The following is a 25,902-nucleotide window of genomic DNA, read 5'->3' as shown; positions in this document are numbered from 1 at the left end:
GTCGTGGGAAAAGCACACGCGCTCTGTCCTTTGCCATCGAGGTGTGTCCCTCGTGCCAGCGAACTTTGTCCCCGTGAGGGTTTGTGTCATCGAACTTCGTCCGCTGGGTTGAGACGATCGGCTGGTGAGCACTCAGGTCGAGGCTGAAAGGGACGACTTCGGCGCGACGGACTTCGAGATCGAGTTCATCGACGCGGCGGGGTCTCGCTGTCGTGGCTCGTTGGCGCAATGCTGGACGGTGGCGTTCGAGGAGCTGCCGCCGATACGCGGTTTCGGCTGGTCACGGGGACAGCAGCACTTTCCGGGCTGGTGGTGGTCGGCGACCACTGACCGGCATGTGGGGTTTGAGTCCTGGCTGGAACGCGATCACGCGATGCGGTTGGACTTCGACCGGGAGGTGGTGGCGTTCTCGTCGCAGCCGTTCTGGTTGTATTGGCAGGTCGGGACACGTTGGCGGCGTCACGCGCCGGACTTCTTCGCCCGGCTGGTCGGCGGCGGCGGGGTCGTGGTCGATGTCCGCCCGGACGACCGGATCCCGGACAAAGACGCCGGGGCGTTCGCGGTGACCGCTCGGGCTTGCGGTGGAGTCGGCTGGGCGTTTCGCCGACTCGGCGTCATGGATCCGGTGTTGGCGGCGAATCTGCGCTGGTTGTCGCGGTATCGGCACCCGCGGCACGGCGCCCGGACCGACGTTGTCGACCAGTTGGTGCAGGCGTTCGCGTCTCCGACGCCGCTGGTGGCCGGCGCCGCTCGGGTGGGTGATCCGCTCGTGGTGTTGCCGGCGTTGTTTCACCTGCTCTGGCAACAGGTCCTGGCCGCAGATCTCGACGCCGCGGTGTTGGCCGGCTCGTCCGTCGTCAGCGTGGCGTCCTGGAGCCGGGCGTGAGCGTGTTACCTGCTTACGGGTTGCTGGACACGGTTCCGGCGCCGGTGTTGCAGGAGGCGTTGTGGTGGGAGCAGCACATCTTGGAGGTGCTGACCGGCGCTCGGCCCGGTGAGCAGGACGGTCGCCCGCGGTTCGACCCGCAGCGGCGGAGTCTGGCCGAGCGGGAGGCGGCGAAGGCCGCCGAGCTGGTCGCGGCCGGGCGGAAGGTCACTGCCCGCAGCGTCCGGGATCGCCGGCAGCGCTATCAGACGGACGGGTTGCTCGGGCTGGTGGACCGGCGGGCGATGCGGCCGGCCTCGGCGTCCGGCCGGGTCGATGCGCAGGTCGTGACAGCGATGCGGACAGCGATCGCGGAAGCATCGGACACGTCGACCCGGACTGCCGGGTTCGTGCTCTGGCGGACCCGGCAGCTGCTGGAGCATGCAGAGGGTTGGTCGGGGTCGATGCCGTCGCAGCGGACGCTCTATCGGCTTTTCGGGCGGCTGTCGCAGGGTCGGCAGACGCCCGGCACGGCCCGCGCCCGCCGATCGTTGGCGGCCCGCCCAGAGACGGCGTTCTCACAGGTCGGCGTGGTCGCACCGGGCGAGGTGATGCAGATCGACTCGACCCCGTTGGACGTGATGGTGCTGCTGGACGAGGGCGTGACCGCCCGAGTGGAGCTGACCGCGCTGGTCGACATCGCCACGCGGTCGATCACCGCGGCGGTGTTGCGGCCGTCGACCAAGGCGGTCGACGCCTCGGTGTTGCTGGCCCGGTCGGTGACCGCCGAGCCGATGCGTCCCGGCTGGAGCGACGCGCTGCGGATGGCCGTGTCGGTGCTGCCCCATCAGCGGCTGCTCGACATCGATGCCCGGCTGCAGCACGCGGCGGCTCGCCCGGTAATCGTCCCGGAGACCGTCGTCTGCGACCACGGCAAGGCGTTCATCTCGCATACGTTCCGGGCTTCCTGCCGGTTCCTGGGCATCAACCTGCAGCCGGCCCGCAAGGCAACACCGACCGACAAAGAGGTTGCTTCATACTGCGCTCCTTGTGGTTGATGCGGTCGTGGTTTTGGTGGTGCTGGGGTTGCGGGGTGGGCGGCCGGGGCGTGGTCGTGGTAGGTCGGTGTCGGGTAGTTGGTAGAGGTATTCGCCTTTGTCGTTGGCGAGGCGTCCGGTGAGCAGTCCTCTGTTGCGCCAGGTCTTGACGGTGTTGGGTGAGACACCCAGCCGGTGGCCGATTTCGGTGAGGGTGAGCAGTCCGGCGTCGCGGAGCCGTTGGGTGTGGCTGCGCAGTTGGTGGTGGTGGCGGATTTGGCCGATGAGGCGGCCGTAGAGGGGTTGGCCGGTGCCGCTGGTGAGGTTGCGGCCGGTGAGGATGGCGGCGATCTGGGAGTCGGTGTGGTCGTCGAGGAGTTCGTCGATGGCGACGACGACGTGGGGTGGGGTTTGGCGCAGCTGCCAGGCGGCCAGTGGGAGTGGCAGGGTCAGGGTGTGGTGCTGGCCGCCTTTGAGTCTGATGTGGACGGTGATGGCGTTGTCCCGGCGGAGGGTGACGTCTTCGATGAGAAGGCGGACCATGCGTTTGCGTTCGCGTGGTGGGGTGGCGGGGTTGTTCCACAGGGTTGGGAAGTCGGCTGCCAGTGCGGTGATGCGTTGCCGTTGCGTCTCGGTGAGGGTGGCTGCGGCGGATTTCGCGTGTTCGTAGGCGTCGGTGGCGTCGGCCAGTTCTCGCAGGGCGCTGTTCCAGTCGGCTTCGAGGGTGTCGGCGACGAGCCGGTTGGTGGGGTCGACGGCGAGGTAGCGGCGGCGGGCTTGCTCGGCGTGGTGTTGGGCGCGGTGCACGGTGGTGGCGCGGAGCCGGTCGGCGTCCTCGGCGCGGGTGGACAGTTCGTCGGCGACGGCGAGGGCGGTTTCCAGGGCGAGTGGGGTGAGGGTGTCGACGAGGAACTGGCCGATGGCGGTGTCGATACCGGCGCCGGGGATGGCCTGGCATTTGGCGGTGGCGGTGCGGATGCCGTCGTTCTGGCAGACGTAGTCGGGGAGGTGGGTGCCGCGGCGGGTGTGGTAGCGCACGGTCATCCGCCGGCCGCACAGGCCGCAGACGGCGAGGCCTTGCAGCAGGGCGGGTCCTTCGCGGGGCGGGCCGTGGCGGCGGTCGGGGCCGTGCGCGACGGCGAGTTCGGCGAGGCGGTTCTGGTTGGCTTCGAACTGTGTCCAGGTGATGTATCCGGGGTGCGCGTCGGTGATCAGCACGGTCCACTGGTCGCGGGGCAGCGTGACGGTGCTGGTCTTGCCGCCGGGGGCGGGTCGTTGGCTGTGCCGGCCGTAGCAGAACGCGCCGGCGTAGCAGGGGTTGTGCAAGACCCGCAGCACTCCGGAGTGCTCCAGCGGTCCCCAGATCAGCTCGCCCTTGCGGTCGCCGGCGTTGATGCGGTGGGGGAAGCGCAGGCCCTGTTGGCGGAAGGCTTTGACGGTGGCCAACGCCGAGCCGGTGGCGGTGAACGTGGTGAACAGGTGCGCCACGGCCTGCTGCACTCCGGTGTCCGGGTCGAGGGCGACCTTGCCGGCGGGGGTGTGGACCAGCCCGACCGGTAGCGGTTGGATCAGCTCGCCGCGGCGGGCCTTGGACGGGATCCCGCCGCGGAGCCGGCCTTTGAGGAGGTGGAGTTCGGCTTCGGACATGGTGCCTTTGAGGCCGAGGAGGAGCCGGTCGTTGAAGTTGCACGGGTCGTAGAGGCCGTCCTCGTCGAGGATGAGGGTGCCGGAGAGGGCGCAGATCTCCAGGAGCCGGTGCCAGTCGGCGTTGTTTCTGGCGAGTCGGGAGACCTCCAGTCCGAGGATGATCCCGGCGCGGCCCATGGACACCTCGGCGACGAGGTGTTGGAACCCGTCGCGGTCGGTGGCGGTGGCGCCGGACTGGCCTTGGTCGGTGTCGATGACGATGACTTGTTCAGCGGTCCAGCCCAATGCGGTGGCCCGGCCACGCAGGTCGTACTGGCGGTGGGTGGACTCGGTGTTGGTCAGCACTTGCCGCAGGGTGGACTGGCGCACATACAGGTAGGCGTTGCGGCGCAGGTGTTCGGCGGTGACCTTCATCAGTGCGGGTGGTACGAGGCTGTTCATGTGCTGGTCCTCCTGTCCGCTCAGAGGTGGGCCAGGGCCATGGCGGCCATGACCGCAACGATTTCGGCGGCGGCGTCGACGGCGATCGGGTTGGCGGTGCCGCAGCGAGGCGCGGCCGGCGGCGGTGGGATCGTTCGGCAGGTGTGCATCCAGCCGGTCATGCCGCGGGTGGCCAGCACGCCGAGGCCGTGGCGCCAGCCCTCCGCGTTGCCGGTCAGCGCGACCTGGCGCAGTTGCTCGTACCGGGCGGTCAGCGCGGCGGCGCCGTTGTCGGCGGCGGGCTGGTCAGCCACTTTTGGAGCCCTCACCGGCCTGCCGTCGTCGGGTCAGGCCACGTTCGATGGAGCGCGGGTGCACCCGCACCCCGAACCGGGCGGCGAGGGGTTCGACCAGGTCTTTCGGGCGTAGTGCCGGGTCGGCGGCGAGCAGCGTTTCGGCGTGGGCGAGCACGTCGTCGGTGAGCTTGTGCGCGCCGCGCGGCCCCGGCTTGTCCGGGACCAGCCCGGGGAGCCCGTCCCGGGCCAGGGCTGCGGCGGCCTCGTAGTAGGAGGGGCGGGAGAACCCGAACGCCGCCGCTGCGCGCGCCACCGCCACCCCGTCGACCTGCACCCTACGCACCATCTCGTACTTGACCTGGACCAGATCGCGGGCGTCGAAGAACCCGGACGAGCCGAACTCGGCATCGGCGACCGCGTCCGGATGCGGGTTGAGCGTCCGCGCTTCCCGCAGCGCCTGCACCTTCGGGTCCTGCTTGCGTCGCCGCGCCATCCGAGCCTCCTCACCGCGCGAGCTGTCGTAAGGCAGATTACGCCGAAGTGCAGGTCGGATCTGACATGACACGCCGATGTACTTCACGTATATGCCTGCTGTGATTGCATATTCGAACATCGGCACAACGCCGCCGATCGAGACTCACTCGATCGGCGGCATAATCGGCTTAACACATGCGGCATAGTTTGCCTGACAGCTCGGTCAGCCCTCGACCCGTGGCCGGAGCTGGTCAGCAAGATCGGCTAGGTCCAGCAGGTCGGCGACCCGGAACGGGCTGCGGCCGGCGGCGATCACCACGAACGGGTCGACCTCAGCCATATCGGTCCAGCCAGTAGGCAAGGAAACCAGCTCGCCGCACTCGTCGTGGACGAAGACCCGGTCCTCACCCCAGTAGACAGTGCGATCGACCGCCGCAAGAGCGCCTGACCGGTAGCGGCGGCGCCGCTACCCGGTAGCGCCGCCGCTACCCACCCCGCTACCAACCTGGCCAGCCGCTACCCACGCAGGTAGCGGGTAGCGCCAGCGACCCCCTGCACCCAAAAACAGCCTCTGGAGGCCGTTCCGTGCACACCACCGCCGCTACCGCTACCGACAACGCCGCCGCAAGCGGCCTGCTGCTCCTCGCCCTGATCGTCGTGACGCTCGGTTACCTCGCCGCGTGCTGGCTCTGGCCGTTCATCGCTTGCCGCCGCTGCTCCGGCACCGGCAAGCGCCGCGCCCTCATCGGCCGCGCGTTCGGCCTCTGCCACCGCTGCGACGGCACCGGCCGCCAGCTCCGCCCCGGCCGCCGAGCCATCAACTACCTCCGCACCGTACGCAGCAAGGACACCAACCGATGAACACCCGACACACCGACTGGTGCGCCGGGGGCCACCGCTGCAACCTCGGCGAGCACCGCGCCGACCCCCTCGTGGTCGACGTTCCCGGCCTCGGCCGCGCGCTGCTCACCCGCGTGCGCGCCGCCGACGGCCGGGAGCACGCCGAGGTGACCCTCACGGTGGCGCTCGCCGCCGCCGAGCCGGTCGCCCGCGCGCAGCTGCTCGGCCTCGCCCACGACTTGGACGTCGTCATCGCCCGCGCCACCCGCGCGAGCGTCCGCCCCGTCCGGCGGGCCGCGTGACGACCGCAACCGCTCGGTGCGGGTTCTGGGTCGCCGCCGACCGGCGCTGCGGCGTCGCCGAAGGCGTCCGCCTGTACCTGCCCGGCGAGCGCTGCCCGGAACACACCCCGGCCGCGCTCGCCGGGCTCCCCGAACCAACTTCCCCTTCGACCCCCGAAGGAGCCGATGTGGAGCTTCGCCCTGCCTCACAAGCGTTGCTGCGCAACGCGATCCGCTACGCCGAACACGGCTGGCCGGTCTTCCTGCTCGGCCGCACCAAGCGACCCCTGGCCAACTGCGATCCGTGCCGGGAAGCGGGCAACGGCCACGACCCGGCCGCGTGCGACTGCCTTACGTGCCACGGCTTCTACGCCGCGACCACCGACGCGGACCGCGTGACCGCGATGGTCGCCGCCAACCCGGGCGGCATGCTCGCCATCCGCACCGGAGCGGCGTCCGGCACGGTCGTCATCGACATCGACCCCGCGCACGGCGGTCGTGTGGATCCCGCGCTCATGCCTGAGACGGCCTGTGTCGCCACCGGAAGCGGCGGGTGGCATCTGTACTACCTCCACCCGGGAACGGCCGTCCTGTGCAGTCAGGGCCGCGTTGCGGACGGCGTGGACGTGCGCGGAGACGGCGGGTACGTGGTGGCGCCGCCGTCGATCCACCCGCGCACCGGCCGTCCGTACCGGTGGACCGGTCGCCGGTCCCTGATTGAGATGCCCCCCGCGCTGATCGAGGCGTGCCGGCAGAACGAGGCACCCGCGACGGCCGCCCCGACCAGCCTCGCTCCGATGCGCAGCGGCGGGGGCATCTCATCGCCTGAAGCGCTGCTCCGTTCGCACCTCGACGCGGTCGCCAAGGCGCTGAAGGGCAGGCGCCGTACCACCCTCTACGGCGCCGCACGGGGCGTCGCCCGGATGGTGGCCGCCGGAGCGCTCGCCGAGGCCGACGCCCTGGCCGCGCTCACCGACGCCGGATACGCCGCCGGACAGACCGAACGCGAGACACGCGCCGCCATCGCGGGCGGGTTCCGCGACGAACACGTTGCTACGAAAGGGATCGCCGCATGAACACCTCACCCGAAACCCCGGACGGCGCCGCGATCCTCGACCGCCTGCACGCCACGATCACCCGCTACGTCGTGCTGCCCTCGCCCGAGGCTGTTGACGCCGTGGTCCTGTGGATCGCCGCGACCCACGTCCAGCAGGCATGGGCGCACGCGCCCCGGCTGGTCATCCGCGCGCCGGAGAAGCGCTGCGGAAAGTCCCGGCTCCTCGACGTGGTCGAAGGCATGTGCTGCAACCCGCTCATCACCGTGAACGCCTCACCGGCCGCCGTCTACCGGGCCATCGGCACCGACGAGCCGCCGACGCTGCTCGTCGACGAGGCGGACACCATCTTCGGCGGAAAGAACGCCGAGGCCAACGAGGACCTGCGGGGGCTGCTCAACGCCGGACACCAGCGCAACCGGCCCGCGATCCGCTGGGACAACAACCTCCACCGCCTCGAAAAGATCCCTACGTTCGCCATGGCCGCGCTCGCCGGGATCGGCGCCATGCCCGACACCATCGAGGACCGCGCCGTCGTCGTACGCATGCGCCGCCGCATGGCGGGCGAGACGGTCGCGCCGTACCGGCACCGCCGCGACGGGCCGGTCCTGCGCAAGGTCGCCATCGAGCTGACGCGGTGGCTGCGCAGCCACCTCGCCGAGCTGGAGCGCGCGGAGCCTGCGATGCCCCTCGAGGACCGCGCCGCCGACACGTGGGAGCCGCTGATCGCGGTCGCCGACCTCGCCGGTGGCGACTGGCCGGCACGCGGCCGGGCCGCCGCGACCGTCCTCACCGCCGAGGCCGAGGACACCGGGCAGGTGTCCAACCGCATCCGGCTCCTGACCGACATCCGCGCCGCGTTTACCACTGTCGGCGACCCGCCCGCCGCCACCACCGCCGACCTGCTCGCCGCCCTCAACGACGACCCGGAAGCGCCCTGGCAGGGGTTCAGCCCGGCCGGACTGACCGGCAAGCGCCTCGGCGACATGCTGCGGGAGTTCGGCATCAGTTCCGAGACGATCCGCTTCCCCGTCGGGCAGGCCAAAGGCTACGTCCGCGACGCGTTCACCGACGCGTGGCAGCGGTACTGCCCGACACCCAAGCCCGGGGCATCCGTACCAAACGTACCAACGTCGTTTTCCCAGGTCATCCCTGGTACGGATGCCCTCCCTGGTACGGATCGATCCGTACCACAACACGTCCCTGGTACGGATCAAAGCGTACCGGCCAACCAATCCGTACCAGCCCTGAGCAGCAAAAACGAGCTTGGTACGGATGGTACGGATACCCCGGGGCGACGGCGTCGGGGAGGCGCCGCGTGAGGACCATCCCGGCCTCCTGCCCGGCCGGATGACCAACCCTCTCAGAGCCTCCCAGACCGACTGACGCCTAGGAAGACATCGACATGCGTAAGATCTTGCGTCCACGGGCCGTACAGCGGCCCGCGAGAGCCACTCAGCCGGAAACGCCCGCCGAACCAACCCAGGACCGAACCGACGCCCGAACGGCGCTTGCCGTGCACCTGGAGCCGCGTAACACCCCGACCTACGAGGGAGCCAACGTGACCGTCGCCCGGCGACTGCTCAGCACGGAGGACCTGGCGGAGCTGCTCGACGTCGACCCGTCCACGATCCGCAGGTGGCGCACTGCCCGCCCGGTGCAGGGACCGCCGTTCATCCAGATCTCGGAGCGGGTCACCAAGTACCGGCCCGAGGACGTCGAACGATGGCTTGACGGCCTGCGCGTTGTGCCCGAGGCCGCCTGATGGCCGCACCGCAGATGCCGCCGATCGGTGTGGACCTGGCCGCCGACGTCGAGCACCGTCCCGACCGGGCAAAGCCCTACCGCGCAAGGGTTCGCTGGGTCGACCCCCACACCGGCCAGAGGCGCTCCAAGTCCGAGGCGCACCAGGAGCCGGAGGAGGCGCAACGCTGGATCGAGGCCATGCAGCGCGCGGCGCGCGGCGGGATCGACCCGACCGCCGCAACCATGCGCCTCGCTGACTACGGCGAGGCGGTCATGACTCTCGCGACGCGCGGACTGGAGCGCAAGACCCTCGACCCGTACCTCGCTGGCTGGCGGAAGCGGGTCGTGCCGACCCTCGGCCACCTCCCAGTGCGGATGATCACGAACGGTGCCGTTGACCGGGCCGTGCACGGCTGGATCGCCGACGAGTGCGGGCGCTCAACCGTCAAGAACAGCATCGCGATCCTCGTACGGGTGATGGAGCAGGGCGTTCGGGACGGCATCATCGACCGCAACCCCGCACGGATCAGCGGATGGCAGCACGCGTACAAGCTCGCCGAGGACGAGTTGGACGACCCGCGCTCACTCGCCCTGCCGGACTGGGATTCGTTGCTACGGCTCGCCGAGGCGGTCGTTGCCCGGTCACACGGCCAGTTCGCCGGATGGGGAGACGTGGTGGTGTTCGCCGCGTGCACCGCCGCCCGCATCGGCGAAGTGTCCGGCGTCCGCGCCGGAGACATCGACCGCGAGACGTGGACGTGGACAGTGCGCCGGCAGACCACGCCCGGACCGGGTGGCCTGATCGACAAGGGCACCAAGGGCAAGCGGGCGCGGCGGGTGCCCATCATCGTGGAGGCGCGCGAGCTGCTCACGCCGCGAATCGACGCCGCCAAGGGACCCGATTCCCGGTTGTTCACTGGCCCGCGCGGTGGCCGGATCAGCACGGCGGTTCTCCGTGACGCCACGCACTGGGATGAGGTGGTGGGGACGCTCGGGTTCGAGCATCTCCGGCGCCACGACCTCCGGCACACCGGGCTGACGTGGCTCGCCGACGCGGGGGTGCCGGTCCACGTCCTGCGAAAGATCGCCGGACACGGGTCGATCACCACGACACAGCGGTACCTGCACCCCGATCGACGCTCGATCGACGACGCCGGAACGGCGCTGAGCGCCCATCTCGCGGCCCGCCGGTCCCCAAATGGTCCCCAGACCGACGCCGCCTAGATCCACTCACCGGATCGAGTGACACCAGGAAAACGGCCGTTGACCAGGGCGTAAGCTCTAGTCAACGGCCGTTTTTGTGCTGTCGGGACGGCGGGATTCGAACCCACGACCCCTTGACCCCCAGTCAAGTGCGCTACCAAGCTGCGCTACGTCCCGTGCAACCGGACTCGTCCGGAGCAGCCGCTACAGACTAGCGCATAGGGTTACCGCCGCGCGCAGGAGTATCCCCTGTCCCAACTACGGTGGGGGGATGCGGCTGGATCTGGTGACGGTGGTGGTGGAGGAGTACGACCCGGCGATCGTCTTCTTCACCGAGGTGCTGGGGTTTGCACTGGTGGAGGACTCGCCGGCGACGACGACCGACGGGGCGGCGAAGCGGTGGGTCGTGGTGCGGCCGCCGGGTGGGGGGACGGGGTTGCTGCTCGCGCGGGCAGACGGGGAGCGGCAGCGGGAGGCGGTCGGGGACCAGGTGAAGGGAAGGGTGGGGTTCTTCCTGCGGGTGGATGACTTCAGGGCGACGTTCGAGCGGCTGGAGGCGGCCGGGGTCACGATCGTGCGGCCGCCGCGGGACGAGGTGTACGGGCAGGTCGCGGTCTTCGAGGACGTCGTCGGCAATCTGTGGGATCTGCTGGGGCCGCCGGCGGCGGCGGGGGAAGTGCAGTGACGTAGCGCACACAACCGGTCGGCAACGGAAAGGGCGCTGAAGCGCAGCCGGGTGCGGTGAACCTGATGGTCTCAACCCGTTGCAGGAGGTTCCCGATGAACACGGCCATCGCGTCCGAAGCGCAGACCGCCCGGATTCTCGTCGTCGACGACGACCCGGATCTGCGGGGCATGGTGGCGTACAAGCTGGTGAAGGCGGGCTTCGAGGTCATCGAGACCGACAACGGGCTGGCCGCGGTCGACGCCGCGGTCGCCTGCCTGCCCAACCTGGTGATCCTCGACATCATGATGCCGGGGCAGGACGGGCTCACCGCGTGCGAGCAGCTGCAGGCGGACCCGGAGACGGCGCAGATCCCGGTGATGCTGCTGTCCGCGCTGTCGCAGCCGGACGTCGTACGCAGCGGCGTGATGGCGGGGGCGGTGCACCACATGGTCAAACCGTTCAGCCCGGAGGCACTGCTGCGCAGCGTGCAGTCGCTGCTGCGGGTGCACCCGACGCCGGTGGACCCCAACACGGGCCACGATCTGGGCCGCAGCTATCAGTGGTGACCGAACGTGTCTGTCGTAAAAGCGCAGTCAACGTATCGACAGCGTGATCACGTGCTCTCTTCAAGTGACCACACTTGGAGGGCACCATGGGATACCTCACCCCACCGGTGGACGCTCCGCAGCGTCCCGGCAAACCGCAGGATCAGGCCGACGAGAACCTGAAGGCCAGGATCCTCTACCTGCGCTCCTTCCTGCTGATGCGCACCCTGATCGGCGTCATGGGCATTCTGCTGCCGGTGACGCTCCTGCTCGGCGACGGCTTCCTGTTCGAGGGAGGGAAGCCGCGGGGGTCGCTGAGCGCGTACTACTACTCCGGCATGCGCGACATCTTCGTCAGCTGCCTGTGCGTGACCGCGTTCTTCCTGATCTTCTACAAGTTCTTCGAGCGGAACCTGGAGAACACGCTCAGCATCGTCGCCGGCGTGACGGCGGTGGGTGTGGCGCTGTTCCCGACGGGGCGGCCGGGCGGCGGGACGGTGCCGCTGTCGCCGTTGCAGGAGAAGCTCGGCGAGCAGACGGTGCAGAGCGTGCACTACGTGTGCGCGGCGACGTTCATCCTCTGCCTGGGCGTGATCAGCTACTTCTTCGGCCGCCGCGAGGGTGCCAGGTCGCAGCACCGCGACGGGCACCTGGCGCGGTTCTCCCCCGCGTTCTGGCGGTCGTTCCACTACGCGTGCGCGGCGGGGATCGCCCTTGCCGTGGTGTACATCGCGGTGACCCAGGTGTTCCACACGCTCGACGCGTACAGCCTGATCATCGGCGAGACGGCCTCGGTGCTGTGCTTCGGCGCGTCGTGGCTGGCGAAGGGCCTGGAGCTGGACGTCCTGACCAGCGCGTCGGCGGCCCAGGACCAGATCGAGGCGGGCACGACCGAGGAAACGGCAGCAGCCTAGGTGCGTAACGGTGCGCCGCTCAGCTGAGCGGCGCACCTGTCGAAGTCGCGGGCATGGGACTCATGATCTTCGCCGGGCTGGTCGTCGTGGCGGTGGCCGCCGAAGCGTTGCTACCGCGGCGGGAGCCGGCGAGAGCTACTTCTTCCCGCGCGGGCTGTTCTTCTTGCGGGGCTTCACGCTGATGTGGATCGGGGTGCCGAGGAAGTCGAACTCCTCGCGCAGCTTGCGCTCCACGAACCGGACGTAGCCGGGGTCGAGCGCGCCCGTGGTGAAGAGCACGAACTTCGGCGGCGACACGCCGGCCTGGGTGGCGAAGAGCACGCGCGGGGCGCGCCCGCCGCGGACCGGGTGCGGGGTCTGCTGCACGAGCGCCGTGAGCCACTGGTTGAGCTGCCCCGTGGGCACGCGACGTTCCCAGTTCTCCAGGGCGGTGCGCAGCGCGGGCGCGAGCTTGTCGACGGCGCGGCCGGTGAGCGCCGAGACGTTGTGCCTGATCGCCCACGGCACGCGGCGCAGCTCCCGCTCGATCTCCTTGCCGAGCTGGTGGCGCCGGTCCTCGTCGACGAGGTCCCACTTGTTGAAGGCGATGACGAGCGCCCGGCCGGACTCGATGACCATGGTGATGATCCGCTGGTCCTGCTCGGAGATGACCTCGCTCGCGTCGAGGAGCACGATCGCGACCTCGGCCGCCTCGATCGCCGCGTTGGTGCGCAGCGAGGCGTAGTACTCGGTGCCGCTGGCGTGCGCGACCCGCTTGCGCAGGCCGGCGGTGTCGACGAGGTGCCAGGTCTCGCCGCCGAAGTCGACGAGGCTGTCGACTGGGTCGACGGTGGTGCCGGCGACGGAGTCGACGACCGCCCGCTCCTCCTTGGCCAGCTTGTTGAGCAGGCTGGACTTGCCGACGTTGGGCCGGCCGACGAGCGCGATGCGGCGCGGCCCGGCCTCGCGGGGCGGGACGACACGAGCGGCCGGCAGCGCCTCGAGAATCTTGTCGAGCAGGTCGCCGGAGCCGCGGCCGTGCAGGGCCGAGACGGGGAACGGCTCGCCGAGGCCGAGGCCCCAGAGGCTGGAGATCTCGCCCTCGATGCGCGCGTTGTCGACCTTGTTGGCGACGAGGATCACGGGCCGGCCGCTGCGGCGCAGCATCCTGACCGCGGCCTCGTCGTCGGAGGTCGGCGGGATCGTGGCGTCGACCACGAACAGCACCACGTCGGCGGTCTGGGTGGCGATCTCGGCCTGGGTGGCGATGGCCTTGGCCCGCTCCTTGGCGTCGGGCAGCCAGCCGCCGGTGTCCACGACGGTGAAGTGCCGCCCGGTCCACTCGGCGTCATAGGCGACCCGGTCGCGGGTGACGCCGGCGACATCCTCGACGACCGCCTGACGGCGGCCCAGGATCCGGTTGACGAGGGTCGACTTGCCGACGTTGGGTCGGCCGACGACGGCGACGATCGGCACACTCAGCTCGACGTCATCGACAACGTCGACGTCGACCTCGGCACCTGCTGATGCCTCAGCGCTCACGGGGGTCCTTTGCTCAACGGCCGGGGGGCCGGCGCTCGCCTATGCGGTGACCTTGTCCAGCATCCGCTGGAGTCGCTCGACCACCTCGTCGATGCCGAGCGCGGTGGTGTCGAGCACAACGGCGTCGTCGGCTTGGCGAAGCGGATCGGCGGCGCGCGTCGAGTCAAGTCTGTCACGACGGGCCAGGTCGGCTGCGGTCGCGGCCTGGTTGGTCGCATTCTCGGTGCTCCGGCGCCTGGCCCGCTCGTCCGCGGAGGCGGTGAGGTAGACCTTCAGGTCGGCGCCGGGGGCGACGACGGTGCCGATGTCGCGGCCCTCGACCACGATCCGGCCCGCCTCGGCGATGATGTCCCGCTGGAGCGCGACGAGCAGCGCCCGCACGGCCGGGACCGCGGACACGGCCGACACCGCCTGGGTGACCTCGGTGCCGCGGATCTCACGGTCGACACCGACGCCGTCGACGCTGATGTGCGGCTCGGCCGGGTCGGTGCCGATGCCCAGCGCCGCCGACGCCGCGACGGCGTGGATCTTCTCCGCGTCGGCGAGGTCGACGTTGTCGCGCAGCACGGCCCAGGTCACCGCCCGGTACATGGCGCCGGTGTCCAGGTAGCGGGCGTCGAGGGCCTGTGCCACCCGGCGCGAGATCGTGGACTTGCCGGACCCGGAGGGCCCGTCGATGGCAACCACCAACTGGCCGCTGTGTCCTGCCACGCCCGATCCTCCACAAACAATGAATCCCGATGACACCTGCTGTTCGACAGTACTTGACCCGCCGGTGGCCCTACCTCACGGGAGCACGTCGTCGCAGGAGGATGGCACATCGCCCGGTGAGCTCGGTGAGCAGGAGGAGCACGGCGAGCAGGGCTCGCTCGCCGAGAGCAGGTGCCGCGTCACCGCCTCGTTGACCTCGATGAGGGCGTCGACGTGTTCGGGACCGAGCGCGTCGAAGAACCAGTGCCGCACGTGCTCGACGTGGCGGGGCGCGGCGGCGGTGATCGCGTCCCAGCCGGCCTCGGTGAGCACGACGAACGCGCCGCGGGGGTCGTCGGCGCACGGCTCGCGGGCGACCAGCCCGCGCGCGGTCATCCGGGTGATCTGGTGCGTGAGGCGGGTCTTCTCCCAGTCGGCGGCGACGCGGAGCTGGAAGACGCGCAGCCGCCCGCCGGGTGCCTCGGAGAGGCTGACGAGGACCGCGTAGTCGGCGCTGGACAGCCCCGTCTCCTGCTGCAGCTGGCGGGCGATGCGACCCCTGACCGCGGCGTTGACGGCGAGGAACCCGCGCCAGGCGCGCTGCTCCCGCTCGTCCAGCCAATTGGGATCCGTCACACCCGAAGTCTACGTCCATGGGTGACACATCACCGTGGGACGAGCTAGCGTGACGGTGACGCGTCACCCATGACGTCGCACGAGCAGAGAACCACGCCGCACGAGCAGAGAGTTGGACCATGACCAAGATCGGGATCATCCTCGGCAGCACCCGCCCCGGCCGGAACGGCGAGGCGGTCGCCAAGTGGGTGTACGACATCGCGAGCCGCCGCTCCGACGCGGAGTTCGAGCTGGTCGACCTGCTCGACTACAACCTGCCGCACCTCGACGAGGCGGTGCCGCCGTCCATGGGGCAGTACGCGCACGAGCACACCCGGCAGTGGGCCGCGAAGATCGCCGAGCTGGACGGCTTCGTGTTCGTGACGCCGGAGTACAACCACTCGACCAGCGGCGCGCTGAAGAACGCGATCGACTTCGTCTACTCCGAGTGGAACAACAAGGCGGCCGGGTTCGTCAGCTACGGCTCCGCCGGCGGCACCCGCGCGGTCGAGCACCTGCGGCTGATCATGGGCGAGCTGCAGATCGCGGACGTCCGGGCGCAGGTGGCGCTGTCGCTCTTCACCGACTTCGAGAACTTCTCGACGTTCAAGCCGGGCCCGCAGCACGAGGGCACGCTCGGCGTGGTGCTCGACCAGACGGTGAGCTGGACCAAGGCCCTCGAAGCGGTCCGCAAGCGGTAGCTCAGGAAGCGGCGGCCGCCCGTGCGAAGCGGGCGGCCAGGGCCGCCGTGGCCGACCGCAGCTCCGGCGGCCCGACCACCTCGACCTCGGCGTCGAACATGCCGAACCACGCGGCCAGGCCGGTCCACGACCACGAGCCGGCGCTGACCCGGCACCGGTCCGGGCCCAGCTCCTCGACGATGGCCTGGCCCCGGGTCCACTCGGTGATCGCCGCCGCCGGCGCGTGCAGGATCGCCTCGCCCCGGCACGGCAGCGGGTCGTGGCCCTCGAACCGCTCCGCCACGAACGCCGCCACGTCCGCCGCCGGCAGCGGCCGGGGCGTGAACCGGGGACCGTTGGGTGTGCGCAGCGTCATGCGGTCCACCCGGTACGTGCGCCAATCCACCCGATCGAGGTCGAAGCCGATGAGGTACCACCGGCCGCCCCACGTCACCACGTGGCACGGCTCGACCCGGCGCCGGTCGCCCGTCAGACCGGCCGCGATCTCCCGTACCCCCGCGTAGTCGAAGCGCAGCACCTCCCGCGCCCGGACGGCCTGGCCGATCGCCAGCAGGACCGCCGTGTCGACCCGCGACGGCTGCCAGCCGGCCTTCGCCACCCGGGTCACCTGCAACGCGTCGACCCGCTGGCGCAGCCGGGCCGGCATCACCTGCCGCACCGTCGCCAGGGCGCGCAGCGCCGCCTCCTCGACGCCCTCGACCGACATCGTCGCCGTCTGCAGCGCCACCGCCACCGCGACGGCCTGGTCGTCGTCGAACAGCAGCGGCGGCAGCTCCGACCCGGCGTCGAGCCGGTAGCCGCCGTCCGGGCCGCGGGTCGCCTGCACCGGATAGCCGAGCTCGCGCAGCCGGTCGACGTCGCGCCGGACGGTCCGCGGGCTCACCTCGAGGCGGTCGGCGAGGGTCTGCCCCGGCCAGTCGCGGCGGGCCTGCAGCAGGGACAGCAACGCCAGGAGGCGGGCCGAGGTCTCCAACATGCGTCCAGTATCGCCCGCACTTGAGGACAGAAGCTGTCCGCATCTACCGGCAATGTCAGCGGCATGATTCAGACGAGAGCGCTGACGAAGGACTTCGTCGTCAATCGCAAGACCACGGTGCACGCGGTCCGTGGCATCAGCCTGGACATCGCGCCGGGCGAGCTCGTCGCGGTGCTCGGCCCGAACGGTGCCGGCAAGACCACGACGCTGCGGATGCTGACCACGCTCATCGCGCCGACCAGCGGCACCGCGACCGTCGCCGGGCACGACGTGGCGACGCAGGCGGCGGCGGTACGGCGGGGAATCGGCTACGTGGGGCAGGGCAACGGCGCCGGCCACATCCACCGCGTCGCCGACGAGCTGCGCACCCAGGGCCTCATCTACGGCCTGGACCGCAAGGCCGCCGCCCGGCGCACCGACGAGCTCCTGGAGGCGCTCGACCTCGCCGAGCAGCGCGACCGCAAGGTGTCGGACCTGTCCGGCGGCCAGCGACGGCGCCTCGACGTGGCGATCGGGCTGGTGCACGCGCCCCGGCTGCTGTTCCTCGACGAGCCGTCGACGGGGCTCGACCCGCAGAACCGCGCGAACCTGTGGCAGCACATCCTGCGGATGCGCGAGGAGCACGGCATGACGATCGTGCTGACCACGCACTACCTCGACGAGGCCGACACCATGGCCGAGCGGGTCGTGGTCGTCGACCACGGCGAGGTGATCGCCGACGACACGGCGTCGGCGCTGAAGGCCAAGCTGGCCGGCGACAAGCTGCTGCTGACCGGTGACCTCCCGCTCATCGCCAAGGCCGCCGGCGGGCTCGCCGGCATGCGCGACATGACCGAGATCTCGGACACGCTGACGTTCCGGGTCAACGACGGACCCGCCGCGCTGCCCGAGCTCATCGCGGCGGTGCCGGGCGCCGTCCGTACCGCCGAGATCCAACGCCCCACGCTCGACGACGTCTTCCTGTCCCTGACCGGCCGCAACCTCCGGGAGAACGCATGACCACCCTCGCCCTGCGCGACGTCCGCATCGTCGCGGCCCGGGAGCTGCGGCCGCTGCTGCGCTCGCCGTTCTCGCTGATCTTCGGCATGATCCAGCCGCTGGTGTTCCTGGCGCTGTTCGGGCCCTTGCTCGCCGGCTCCCTGAAAGGCCAGGAAGGCGGCCTCGGCAGCGACGTGTGGCAGTGGTTCGTGCCGGCGATCCTCGTCATGACCACGCTTTTCGGCACATCGGCCGTCGGGGCGAACCTGCTCAGCGAGTTCGTCACCGGCGCGCACGAGCGCATGCTCGTCACGCCCCTCGCCCGGCACGCGCTGCTGGTCGGCCGCGCACTCAAGGAGATGGTGCCGCTCGCCGGGCAGGCCCTGATCATCGTCGTGGTGATGCTGCCGTTCGGCTTCGAGCTGCACCCGGCCGGCGCGCTGCTCGGCCTGGCGCTGCTCGCCCTCTTCGGCGTCGGGCTCGGCTCGTTCAGCTACGCCCTGGCGGTCGCGGTCCGCCGCACCGACTGGATGTTCTGGGTCGTGCACCAGACGCTGCTGTTCCCCCTGATGATCCTCTCCGGGATGCTGCTGCCCCTGGAGACCGGGCCGGGCTGGATGCGGGCACTGGCGCAGTTCAACCCGCTGGCGCACATGGTGACCGCCGAGCGTCTGCTCTTCGCCGGCACCGTCAGCGACCGCGCCGTCTGGTGGGGCTTCGCCGCGGCGGCCGCGACCGCCCTCGCCGGGCTCACGGTCGGCATCCGCGCGATGCGCCGCTCCACCTGACGGCGGCTACTCGCCGACGGCCTTGAAGAGTGCGCCGATCTCCGCCTGGGACAGGTGTCGCGTCCTGCCCGGGCGGAGATCGCCGAGCCGGATCGGGCCGATCTGGGTGCGGATCAGCCGCTGCACCGGGTAGCCGACCGCGTCGAACATCCGCCGCACGATGTGGTTGCGCCCCTCGTGCAGCACGACCTCGACGAGCGCGACCTTCCCGTACGCGTCGACGACCCTGAACGAGTCGACCTTCGCCGGCCCGTCCTCGAGCTGCACGCCGGCCTTCAGCTCCCGGCCCATCGCCCGCGGCACCGGACCGGCGATCTCGACCTGGTAGGTCTTCGCCACCTCGTACGACGGGTGCATCAGCTTGTGGGCGAGCCCGCCGTCGTTCATCAGCAGCAGCAGGCCCTCGCTGTCGAGGTCCAGCCGCCCGACGTGGAAGACGCGGGTCGTGAGGTTTGGCACGTAGTCGGCGAGCGCCTCGCGGCCCTTCTCGTCGTCCATCGTGGACACCACGCCGCGCGGCTTGTTCAGCGCGAGGTACACCAGGCGCGTGTCGGTGATCAGGCGCGAACCGTCGACGTGGATGGCGTCCCGCGTCGCGTCCGCCTTGTCGCCGAGGGTCGCCTCCTTGCCGTTGACGGTGACGCGGCCCTCGTCGATCATCCGCTCGCAGTTCCGGCGGGACCCGAGCCCCGCGGCGGCCAGGATCTTCTGCAGCCGCTCCTCGTTGCGCGGCAGCTCGGCGTCCGGTGGCGCGTCGAACGCGGAACCCTCGAAGTCGGCTTCTGTGGACTTGTCAGCGCTGGGCATCGGCGATCTCATCAATGTCGTCGGGAAGGAACGGGGCGAGCGGCGGCAGCTGGTCGACGCTGTCCAGGCCGAGTTTCTCCAGGAACAGCGACGTCGTCCGGTACAGGAACGCCCCGCTTTCGGGCTCACTGCCGGTCTCCTCGATCAGACCCCGCGTCACCAGCGTACGGACAACGCCGTCGCAGTTCACACCGCGGATGGCCGAGATACGCGACCTGGTGACAGGCTGCTTGTAGGCGACCACGGCGAGTGTCTCCAGGGCGGCCTGGGTGAGCCGGATCTGCTGCCCGTCGAGCACGAACTTCTCCACGTAGGGCGCGAACTCCGCCCGCGTGTACAACCGCCACCCACCCGCGACGCGCCGCAGGTCGAAGCCGAGGCCGAGCTGGGTGTACTGCCGGGCGATGTCCTCCAGGACCCCGCGGATCCGGTCGACGGGCTGGTCGAGCACCTGCGCGAGGGTGATCTCGGTGGCGGGCTCGTCGACGATGAGGAGGATCGCCTCGACCGCGCCGCGCAGCTCGCTCTCCGACATGACCGGCACCGGCTCCGGCTCGGGTTCCGGTTTCGGCTCTGGTACGGCGGCAGCGGGCACCTCGAACAGGGCACCGCTGTCGACCGCGGGCTCGTCGGCTTCCTCAGCGGGCGCGTCTTCGGCTGCGGCCTCGACCACCTCCTCGGCGGCGGGCTCCTCGACGACCACGGCCTCCGGCTCAGCGACAGGCGCTTCCTCGGCGGCGGGCTCCTCGACGACCACGGCCTCCGGCTCAGCGACAGGCGCTTCCTCGGCAGCCGACTCCTCAACGAGGGACTCGATCACCTCCTCGGGAGCGGCCTCCTCGACGACCGCGACCTCAGGCTCAGCGACAGGCGCTTCCTCCGCGGGCGGCTCTTCGACGACCTCGGGCTCGGGCTCGGGTTCGGGCTCGGCGGCGGCCTCCTCGACCGGCGCTTCGCCGGACACCGCGTCCTCGGCGGCGGGCTCCTCCGCGACCTCTACGGCGGCGGGTTCCTCGGCGGGCAGCTGCTCGGCGGGGGGCTGGGGGCGAGCCCAGGGCGGGACCCAGTTCGCTGCCTGGTCGGCGAGCGACCTCGACTGGTCGTCCTGGCTCACTGGTCCACCTCGCTGTTCACTGCTTCCGCATCATCCGCCGCTGGTTCGTCCGCTGCCGGGCCCTCTGTCGGGTCCGCTGTCGGGTCCGCTGCCGGGTCCGCTGCCGGGTCCGCTGCCGGGTCCGCTGCCGGGTCCGCTGTCGGACCCTCAGCCGGGCCTTCGGCCGGTGGGGTCTCGGGCGGGGCGGGGCTGCCTTCGTACTCCTCGACCTCGATCGTGGCGGCCGCCGCATCGTCCGGGCCCGTCCAGCGGACGAGCAACTCCCCCAGGGCCTGGAGCTGTTCGAAGGAGACGAGGTCCTCGCGGTACAGCTCCAGCAGCGCCAGGAAGCGGGCGACGACCTCCAGGGTCGACTCGCAGTCGATGCACAGCGCGCTGAACGTGGCCTCGCGTTGTGCGATGAGACGGTCGCGGACGATGTTGGCGTGTTCGCGGACGCTGACGCGGACCATGTGGATGTGCGCGATCGAGACGACCGGAGGGCCCGCCTTCGGGGTGAACGCCTTCAGCGCCAGCTTCAGCAGCCTCGCCGGGCCGACGCCGAGGACGAGGTCGGGCAGCGCCTCGGCGTACTGCGACTCCAGGGACACCGAGCGCGGGTAGCGGCGGGACCCGATGGCCTCCAGGCCCGCGATGTGCGCCGCCGCCTCCTTGAACGCCTTGTACTGCAGCAGCCGCGCGAAGAGCAGGTCGCGCGCTTCCAGCAGCGCCAGGTCCTCCTCGTTCTCGACGGTGGCCGACGGCAGGAGGCGGGCGGCCTTCAGGTCGAGCAGGGTGGCGGCGACGACCAGGAACTCCGACGCCTCGTCGAGGTCCCAGTCGTCGCCCATGCCGCGGATGTACGCGATGAAGTCGTCGGTGACGGTGTGCAGCGCCACTTCGGTGACGTCGAGCTTGTGCTTGCCGATGAGCTGGAGCAGCAGGTCGAACGGACCGGTGAAGTTCGCCAGGCGCACCTGGAAGCCCGAGGGGGCGGCGTCGGCACCCGGCAGCGCGGGCACATCCGGTACAGGAGCCGCAACGTCCACGACGTCCGCCACGGCGGCATCGGAAAGCGCGTCCACGGTGGAGGGATCCGGCGAGGGATTCGCGGAGTCCACGGTGGCGGGGTCGGTCACCGGAAGACCGTAGCGCAAAGGGTCGCGAAAACCGTTACAACCGCCGCTCGGCCTGCTGGGCGATGACCTCGCGGGCGAGCTGCCGGTAGTTGCGGGCACCCGAGGACGACGGATCGAGCGTGGTGATGGGCGCGCCGGCGACCGTCGACTCGGGGAACTTGACGGTCTTGGTGATGACCGTCTGGTACACCTTGTCGCCGAACGCCTCCACGACCCGCTGCAGCACCTGGCGGCAGTGGGTGGTGCGGCTGTCGTACATGGTGGCGAGGATGCCTTCGAGCTCCAGGTCGAAGTTGAGCCGCTCGCGGACCTTGTCGATCGTGTCGAGCAGCAGCGCCACACCGCGAAGTGAGAAGAACTCACATTCCAGCGGGATCATGACGCCGTGCGCGACGGTCAGCGCGTTGATCGCGAGCAGGCCCAGCGACGGCTGGCAGTCGATCAGGATGTAGTCGTACTCCTTCAGGACCGGACGCAGCACCCGGGCCAGGGCCATCTCGCGGGCGACCTCGGTGACCAGCTGGATCTCGGCCGCCGACAGGTCGATGTTGGCCGGCAGCAGGTGCAGGCCGGCGATGTCGGTCTTGATCCGGATGTCCTCGACGGTCACGTCGGAGTCCATCAGGATGTTGTAGATCGTCAGGTCGAGGTTGTGCGGGTTGACGCCGAGGCCGACCGACAGGGCACCCTGCGGGTCGAAGTCGACGAGCAGGACCCGCCGCCCGTACTCGGCGAGCGCCGCGCCCAGGTTGATGGTCGACGTGGTCTTGCCCACGCCGCCCTTCTGGTTGGCCATCGCGATGATCCGCGCCGGGCCGTGCCGATCCATCGGCATCGGCTCGGGGATCGGCTTGCGCATCGTGTACGCCGTCGGATCCGCCGGCCCGAGCTCGGCGCCGAGGTCAAGCGATGCCTGCTCGGCGCGCATCTGCGTCGTCCAAGACTCCGCTTGGTCACCCATGCCTGTCATCGAACCTCTTCGCCCCTCCCGGCGGCTCATCTCCACCCGGGGCCGATTCGTCGTCGGCGATCTGGGGAAGCGGGACGGCCGTTGCCCGACTCTACGTCACTGCAGGGTACATACCCCACTCCGCGCGCCCGGCGTGTCGCGGCCGGCTTCGTTGGGTACGGTCATCGACGTGTTGGGACCAGGAGACGTGCTCGGCGACAGGTACCGCCTCGATGAGTTCGTCGCCAGCGGCGGCATGGGGCAGGTGTTCCGCGCGACCGACAAGACGCTGAACCGGACGGTCGCCGTAAAGGTGCTGCTGCCGGGCCTGACCAGGGACGCGGAGTTCGGCGTCCGGTTCCGGGCCGAGGCGCGGATCATGGCCTCCGTCGGACACAAGGGCGTGGTCGGCGTCTATGACTACGGCGAGACGCCCGAAGGCACCATGTTCCTCGTCATGGCGTTCGTCGAGGGCCGCCCCCTCGGCGAGCGGATCACCCGCGAGGGTGCACTCCCGGCCGACGAGACCATGGCGATCGTGGCGCAGGCGGCCGACGCGCTGCACGCCGCGCACAGCAACGGCATCATCCACCGCGACGTGAAGCCCAACAATCTCCTGGTCGGCCACAACGGGGCGGTGACCCTCGTCGATTTCGGTGTGGCCCGCTCGGCAGACGTGACGTCCGTCACCAAGGTGAACGCGGTGATCGGCACTGCGCTGTACATGTCGCCCGAACAGGCATCCGGGAAGCCGATCTCCCCCGCGACGGACATCTACGCACTCGGCGCGGTCGCGTACCACTGCCTGACGGGCGCGCCGCCGTTCACCGGCAACTCGCCGCTCGAGATCGCGATCAAGCACCTGCAGGACGATCCGGCGCCGCTGCCGGAGGCCGTGCCGGCCGGCGTCCGGGCCGTGGTCGAGCGCGCCATGGCGAAGGACCCCGAGGACCGCTTCCCGACCGCGGCCGCCCTCGCCGCCGCCGCCCGCGACGCGCAGGTGGCGACCCTTCAGGATCAAGATCTGGCGTTCGTACCGGCGGCGGCCACGCGACGGTCCGCGACGATGGCGTCACCACGGGTGGCCGCGAACGGCCGGCCGGGATCGTCCGGCGCGAAGCCGGACCGGCCCGCCTGGATCCCGGTCGCCATCGGCCTGGCGCTGCTCGTCATGGCCGGCGGCGTGGTCCTCGCCGCGATCGCGCTCAGCCAGGGCGACAAGAAGGGCGACGCCCCCAGCGGCGTGCCCGGCATGTCACAGTCCGCCGTGGTCGCCACGTCGGGTCCGGCACCCGGTGGGGGCGGCGCCACCCGTACCTCGGCGGCACCACCCACCAGCGCACCGGCGTCCGCCTCGCCGACCCCCGCCACCAGCAGCGCCGCTCCCCCGCCGGCGACGAGCGAGCCCCCGCCGCCGCCCGCCACGACGACGCAGCCCCAGCCGACGACCGGCGGCACGACACCTCCTGTCGACGGCTCGGTCCCGCCCGCGTAGCCGGTCGGCCAGATCTGGGGCGGCCGGGATTTTCTGTCGTACCTTCGTGCAACCCTTCGCGGCGGGGCTTCGTCTACCCCGCGACGAAGGGAGCCCGAACGGGTGAACGAAGACGACGAAGCGCAGTTCCGGGAGTTCGTCGCCGCACGGTTCGACGGCCTGCGTTCGCTCGCCTACCTGACGTGCGGGGACTGGCACACGGCGGAGGACGCCGTCGCCTCGTCCCTGGCGAAGCTCTACGTGCACTGGCACCGCGTCGACACGCCCCTCGCCTATGTGCGCAGGGCGGTCGTGCACGCCCTGGTGGACGAGAGCCGCCGGCCGTGGCGGCGCAGGGAGCGCTCGGTGGGCTACAGCCTGCCCGAGCTGCCCGGCCCCGACCACGCCGAGCAGGTCGACGAGCGGATCCGGATCCGCGCCGCACTCGCCCGGATGGCCCCCGGCCAGCGCGCCGTGCTGGTCCTGCGGTACTACGAGGGGCTGAGCGTTGAGGAGACCGCCGAGGTGCTCGGCCGCCAGCCGGGGACCGTCAAGAGCCAGACCGCCCGCGGGCTCACCGCCCTCCGTGCCCTGCTCGACGCGGAGCCTCGTGACGACCCCGGTGTCCGGCCCCCCGGCGCGCGAGCGTCCGCTCCCCCACCGCAGGCGACACCCACTCACGAGATGGAGAACAGGAGGGAAGGGCATGGAGCACGACCTGCACAGTCTGCTGGCAGCGGCCAGGGACGACGCGCCGCCACCGCGACTCAGCATTGACGACATCACCACCGCCGGCCGCCGGCTCGCCCGGCGTCGCCGCCGCCGCACCCTCCTCACCTCCGTCGCCGGCGGCCTGGCCGCGGTGATCACCGGCGCCACCGCCGCGATCGCGCTCTTCAACCCGCCGGTCACCGCCCCCACCGCGGACCCCAACGGCACGCCCGGGCTGGTCGTCGACGCCACCCAGTCCCCCGCCCACCCGGCCGGCTTCACGTCGGCCGGCCCGTTCCAGACCAACTACAGCGGCTACACCTCCGGGCGGTATGCCGTCAGCGACCCCTACCTGGTCACCGCCCACTACCAGCTGTCCACGATCGACCTCAACGCCGCCCCGTCCGCCGCGCCGACCGTCTCGCCCTCCCCGACCGTCAACGGCAAACCGGCCCGCACCACGTCGCCGGGCAGCATCGTGCCCCGCGAGGGCCGCCTCGTCGTCTTCGGCACCGGCTCCTTCGAGCCCCGCGAGTTCAACGGCGGCACCAAGCTCAGCATCGGCGGCCGGCAGGCCCTGCTGCTGCACGCCGCCGGGTCGGTCTCACCGACCGTCGCCGACAAGTACGGCTGCTGCACCGACCCGGTCATCCCGGCCATGGCCTGGCAGTACCTGCCGGGCGCCTGGGCGGCCGTATACTGGTCCCGGGCCGAGACCATGCCGACCCGCGACGAGCTGGTCGCCCTCGCCGAGGCCCTGCCCGCCGCCGTCCCGGCCCCCTTCCCCGTCGGCATCCAGGTCCGCGACCTGCCGAAGGGGTACCGCCTCATCGCCGCCGGCACCCGCACGTCCTCCTACGACAACACCAACCTGTCGGTGGTCCGCCTGGGCCTGAAACCCATGGCGCCCCCGCTCACCGGCGCCACCGACCTCGACGCGTACTCATCGCTCATCCTCACCCTCGGCATCGCCGACCACGTGACCGGCGAGGCGATCAACAAGACCACCTGCCCGCCCGCCACCAACCGCTGCGCCATCCTCATCGAGGACGGCCAGTTCTTCCTGCAGGCGGAGACCCTGGGCGACCGCGCGATGAGCACCAGCGAGCTGTCGCAGATCCTGAAGACGATGACCGCCGAGGACCCGTTCGACCCCACCTCCTGGCCCGCCGCCACCGCGGCGTACACCTCCTGACCCGTCGCCGCCCGCGCGATCCGGTGGACACTCCCGCTTCACCGGATCACAACCCACACCGGGCCACCCAGCCAGATCAACACCGCGCGATCTTCACAGCTCCTTGCAACCGGGTCGCATTCAGGCTTCTCACCAACCAACCCGCATACCGGCCATTGACCAACATCTCATCCAACGCTCCGAGCCCTCCATCCCACGAAGCCGCAGACCGGAGCCGGCACGGACGTCGCTTTTCAGCATGCCGCGCCCCCTCTCGACAGACGCCCACCGATCAC

General features: G+C 70.8%; 28 protein-coding genes, 1 tRNA gene and 1 pseudogene. 17 read left to right on the top strand and 13 right to left on the bottom strand.

The window, feature by feature from the left end:
- Positions 1-124: 124 nt before the first annotated feature.
- Both ACQEVZ_RS39075 and ACQEVZ_RS39070 read left to right on the top strand, forming a co-directional pair.
- Positions 125-886, top strand: coding sequence for a TnsA-like heteromeric transposase endonuclease subunit (locus ACQEVZ_RS39075; RefSeq protein WP_433376015.1), 762 nt, complete (start codon positions 125-127; stop codon positions 884-886).
- Positions 883-1,923: a hypothetical protein gene (locus ACQEVZ_RS39070; RefSeq protein WP_433376012.1), complete on the top strand. Its 1,041-nt coding sequence runs from the start codon at positions 883-885 to the stop codon at positions 1,921-1,923. Before ACQEVZ_RS39075 ends, ACQEVZ_RS39070 begins: the two co-directional genes overlap by 4 nt.
- On the opposite strand, the gene ACQEVZ_RS39065 is transcribed toward ACQEVZ_RS39070, so the two are convergent.
- The 4 genes and pseudogenes from ACQEVZ_RS39065 to ACQEVZ_RS39050 form a co-directional block, all read right to left on the bottom strand.
- Complete coding sequence (locus ACQEVZ_RS39065; RefSeq protein ID WP_433376009.1) at positions 1,900-3,990, bottom strand: recombinase family protein; 2,091 nt, start codon at positions 3,988-3,990, stop codon at positions 1,900-1,902. The two genes, ACQEVZ_RS39070 and ACQEVZ_RS39065, sit on opposite strands and share 24 nt — an antisense overlap.
- Before the next feature lie 20 nt (positions 3,991-4,010).
- Positions 4,011-4,283, bottom strand: coding sequence for a hypothetical protein (locus ACQEVZ_RS39060; protein ID WP_433376006.1), 273 nt, complete (start codon positions 4,281-4,283; stop codon positions 4,011-4,013).
- The gene (locus ACQEVZ_RS39055) at positions 4,276-4,758 is read right to left on the bottom strand and encodes a helix-turn-helix domain-containing protein (RefSeq protein ID WP_433376003.1); all 483 of its coding nucleotides are present in this window, start codon (positions 4,756-4,758) and stop codon (positions 4,276-4,278) included. The genes ACQEVZ_RS39060 and ACQEVZ_RS39055 overlap by 8 nt, the downstream gene beginning before the upstream one ends.
- Before the next feature lie 204 nt (positions 4,759-4,962).
- Positions 4,963-5,169: pseudogene (locus ACQEVZ_RS39050) on the bottom strand (DUF5372 family protein); the annotation flags it as partial.
- A gap of 155 nt (positions 5,170-5,324) precedes the next feature.
- Here ACQEVZ_RS39050 and ACQEVZ_RS39045 point away from each other — a divergent pair.
- The 6 genes from ACQEVZ_RS39045 (at position 5,325) to ACQEVZ_RS39020 (ending at position 9,885) form a co-directional block, all read left to right on the top strand.
- Complete coding sequence (locus ACQEVZ_RS39045; RefSeq protein WP_433376000.1) at positions 5,325-5,600, top strand: hypothetical protein; 276 nt, start codon at positions 5,325-5,327, stop codon at positions 5,598-5,600.
- The gene (locus tag ACQEVZ_RS39040; protein ID WP_433375997.1) at positions 5,597-5,881 is read left to right on the top strand and encodes a hypothetical protein; all 285 of its coding nucleotides are present in this window, start codon (positions 5,597-5,599) and stop codon (positions 5,879-5,881) included. Before ACQEVZ_RS39045 ends, ACQEVZ_RS39040 begins: the two co-directional genes overlap by 4 nt.
- Positions 5,882-6,048: 167 nt before the next feature.
- Positions 6,049-6,936 carry a bifunctional DNA primase/polymerase gene (locus ACQEVZ_RS39035; RefSeq protein ID WP_433377238.1) on the top strand — a complete coding sequence of 296 codons (888 nt, stop codon included), beginning with the start codon at positions 6,049-6,051 and terminating at the stop codon, positions 6,934-6,936.
- Positions 6,933-8,237 carry a DUF3631 domain-containing protein gene (locus ACQEVZ_RS39030; protein ID WP_433375994.1) on the top strand — a complete coding sequence of 435 codons (1,305 nt, stop codon included), beginning with the start codon at positions 6,933-6,935 and terminating at the stop codon, positions 8,235-8,237. The genes ACQEVZ_RS39035 and ACQEVZ_RS39030 overlap by 4 nt, the downstream gene beginning before the upstream one ends.
- Before the next feature lie 239 nt (positions 8,238-8,476).
- The gene (locus ACQEVZ_RS39025) at positions 8,477-8,680 is read left to right on the top strand and encodes a helix-turn-helix transcriptional regulator (protein WP_433375991.1); all 204 of its coding nucleotides are present in this window, start codon (positions 8,477-8,479) and stop codon (positions 8,678-8,680) included.
- Entirely contained in the window at positions 8,680-9,885 is a 1,206-nt protein-coding gene (locus tag ACQEVZ_RS39020; RefSeq protein WP_433375988.1) for a tyrosine-type recombinase/integrase, read from the top strand. Before ACQEVZ_RS39025 ends, ACQEVZ_RS39020 begins: the two co-directional genes overlap by 1 nt.
- Before the next feature lie 82 nt (positions 9,886-9,967).
- Here the strand turns inward: ACQEVZ_RS39020 and ACQEVZ_RS39015 are convergent.
- A tRNA-Pro gene (locus ACQEVZ_RS39015) sits at positions 9,968-10,041 on the bottom strand.
- Positions 10,042-10,135: 94 nt separating this feature from the next.
- On the opposite strand from ACQEVZ_RS39015, the gene ACQEVZ_RS39010 reads away from it, so the two are divergent.
- From ACQEVZ_RS39010 to ACQEVZ_RS39000, 3 genes are all read left to right on the top strand, one after another.
- Positions 10,136-10,549: a VOC family protein gene (locus tag ACQEVZ_RS39010; RefSeq protein WP_433375985.1), complete on the top strand. Its 414-nt coding sequence runs from the start codon at positions 10,136-10,138 to the stop codon at positions 10,547-10,549.
- A 95-nt stretch (positions 10,550-10,644) separates the two neighbouring features.
- The gene (locus ACQEVZ_RS39005) at positions 10,645-11,097 is read left to right on the top strand and encodes a response regulator transcription factor (RefSeq protein WP_344513228.1); all 453 of its coding nucleotides are present in this window, start codon (positions 10,645-10,647) and stop codon (positions 11,095-11,097) included.
- Between the two features lie 86 nt (positions 11,098-11,183).
- Positions 11,184-11,990: a hypothetical protein gene (locus ACQEVZ_RS39000; RefSeq protein ID WP_344513230.1), complete on the top strand. Its 807-nt coding sequence runs from the start codon at positions 11,184-11,186 to the stop codon at positions 11,988-11,990.
- Positions 11,991-12,125: 135 nt separating this feature from the next.
- On the opposite strand, the gene der is transcribed toward ACQEVZ_RS39000, so the two are convergent.
- The 3 genes from der to ACQEVZ_RS38985 all read right to left on the bottom strand — a co-directional run bounded on the left by der (position 12,126) and on the right by ACQEVZ_RS38985 (position 14,837).
- Positions 12,126-13,511 carry a ribosome biogenesis GTPase Der gene (der, locus tag ACQEVZ_RS38995; protein WP_433375981.1) on the bottom strand — a complete coding sequence of 462 codons (1,386 nt, stop codon included), beginning with the start codon at positions 13,509-13,511 and terminating at the stop codon, positions 12,126-12,128.
- Between the two features lie 39 nt (positions 13,512-13,550).
- Positions 13,551-14,222 (bottom strand): (d)CMP kinase, encoded by a 672-nt coding sequence (gene cmk / locus ACQEVZ_RS38990; RefSeq protein ID WP_433375978.1) that lies wholly within the window; start codon positions 14,220-14,222, stop codon positions 13,551-13,553.
- 75 nt (positions 14,223-14,297) lie between these two features.
- Positions 14,298-14,837 (bottom strand): MarR family winged helix-turn-helix transcriptional regulator, encoded by a 540-nt coding sequence (locus ACQEVZ_RS38985; RefSeq protein WP_433375975.1) that lies wholly within the window; start codon positions 14,835-14,837, stop codon positions 14,298-14,300.
- 119 nt (positions 14,838-14,956) lie between these two features.
- Here ACQEVZ_RS38985 and ACQEVZ_RS38980 point away from each other — a divergent pair, with 119 nt between their 5' ends.
- On the top strand, positions 14,957-15,517 hold the full coding sequence (locus tag ACQEVZ_RS38980; protein ID WP_344513237.1) for an NADPH-dependent FMN reductase: 561 nt from the start codon (positions 14,957-14,959) through the stop codon (positions 15,515-15,517).
- A 1-nt stretch (position 15,518) separates the two neighbouring features.
- On the opposite strand, the gene ACQEVZ_RS38975 is transcribed toward ACQEVZ_RS38980, so the two are convergent.
- Positions 15,519-16,493 carry a helix-turn-helix transcriptional regulator gene (locus ACQEVZ_RS38975; protein ID WP_433375972.1) on the bottom strand — a complete coding sequence of 325 codons (975 nt, stop codon included), beginning with the start codon at positions 16,491-16,493 and terminating at the stop codon, positions 15,519-15,521.
- Positions 16,494-16,556: 63 nt separating this feature from the next.
- Here ACQEVZ_RS38975 and ACQEVZ_RS38970 point away from each other — a divergent pair, with 63 nt between their 5' ends.
- Positions 16,557-17,492, top strand: a complete 936-nt coding sequence (locus tag ACQEVZ_RS38970; RefSeq protein ID WP_354903961.1) for an ATP-binding cassette domain-containing protein — start codon at positions 16,557-16,559, stop codon at positions 17,490-17,492.
- A complete protein-coding gene (locus ACQEVZ_RS38965; protein WP_433375967.1) occupies positions 17,489-18,259 on the top strand; it encodes an ABC transporter permease in 771 nt (256 codons plus the stop codon). Before ACQEVZ_RS38970 ends, ACQEVZ_RS38965 begins: the two co-directional genes overlap by 4 nt.
- Before the next feature lie 6 nt (positions 18,260-18,265).
- Here ACQEVZ_RS38965 and ACQEVZ_RS38960 read toward each other — a convergent pair whose 3' ends face one another.
- The 4 genes from ACQEVZ_RS38960 to ACQEVZ_RS38945 are packed head-to-tail and all read right to left on the bottom strand — an operon-like array spanning position 18,266 to position 22,268.
- Positions 18,266-19,066 (bottom strand): pseudouridine synthase, encoded by an 801-nt coding sequence (locus tag ACQEVZ_RS38960; RefSeq protein WP_344513244.1) that lies wholly within the window; start codon positions 19,064-19,066, stop codon positions 18,266-18,268.
- Complete coding sequence (gene scpB, locus ACQEVZ_RS38955) at positions 19,053-20,180, bottom strand: SMC-Scp complex subunit ScpB (RefSeq protein ID WP_433375964.1); 1,128 nt, start codon at positions 20,178-20,180, stop codon at positions 19,053-19,055. The genes ACQEVZ_RS38960 and scpB overlap by 14 nt, the downstream gene beginning before the upstream one ends.
- Positions 20,177-21,316: a segregation and condensation protein A gene (locus tag ACQEVZ_RS38950; RefSeq protein ID WP_433375960.1), complete on the bottom strand. Its 1,140-nt coding sequence runs from the start codon at positions 21,314-21,316 to the stop codon at positions 20,177-20,179. Before ACQEVZ_RS38950 ends, scpB begins: the two co-directional genes overlap by 4 nt.
- A 16-nt stretch (positions 21,317-21,332) precedes the next feature.
- Complete coding sequence (locus ACQEVZ_RS38945; protein ID WP_203853951.1) at positions 21,333-22,268, bottom strand: ParA family protein; 936 nt, start codon at positions 22,266-22,268, stop codon at positions 21,333-21,335.
- Positions 22,269-22,437: 169 nt separating this feature from the next.
- Here ACQEVZ_RS38945 and ACQEVZ_RS38940 point away from each other — a divergent pair, with 169 nt between their 5' ends.
- The 3 genes from ACQEVZ_RS38940 (at position 22,438) to ACQEVZ_RS38930 (ending at position 25,627) form a co-directional block, all read left to right on the top strand.
- Complete coding sequence (locus ACQEVZ_RS38940) at positions 22,438-23,742, top strand: serine/threonine-protein kinase (RefSeq protein ID WP_433375956.1); 1,305 nt, start codon at positions 22,438-22,440, stop codon at positions 23,740-23,742.
- Positions 23,743-23,844: 102 nt separating this feature from the next.
- Positions 23,845-24,498 carry a SigE family RNA polymerase sigma factor gene (locus ACQEVZ_RS38935; protein ID WP_344513264.1) on the top strand — a complete coding sequence of 218 codons (654 nt, stop codon included), beginning with the start codon at positions 23,845-23,847 and terminating at the stop codon, positions 24,496-24,498.
- Entirely contained in the window at positions 24,428-25,627 is a 1,200-nt protein-coding gene (locus tag ACQEVZ_RS38930; RefSeq protein WP_433375953.1) for a hypothetical protein, read from the top strand. The genes ACQEVZ_RS38935 and ACQEVZ_RS38930 overlap by 71 nt, the downstream gene beginning before the upstream one ends.
- The last annotated feature ends 275 nt before the right edge of the window (positions 25,628-25,902 follow it).

Source organism: Dactylosporangium sp. CA-152071, assembly GCF_050936335.1.
GTDB lineage: Bacteria > Actinomycetota > Actinomycetes > Mycobacteriales > Micromonosporaceae > Dactylosporangium > Dactylosporangium maewongense.
Note: the sequence above shows the minus strand (reverse complement) of the source record. Positions and strands in the feature narration are given on the sequence as shown.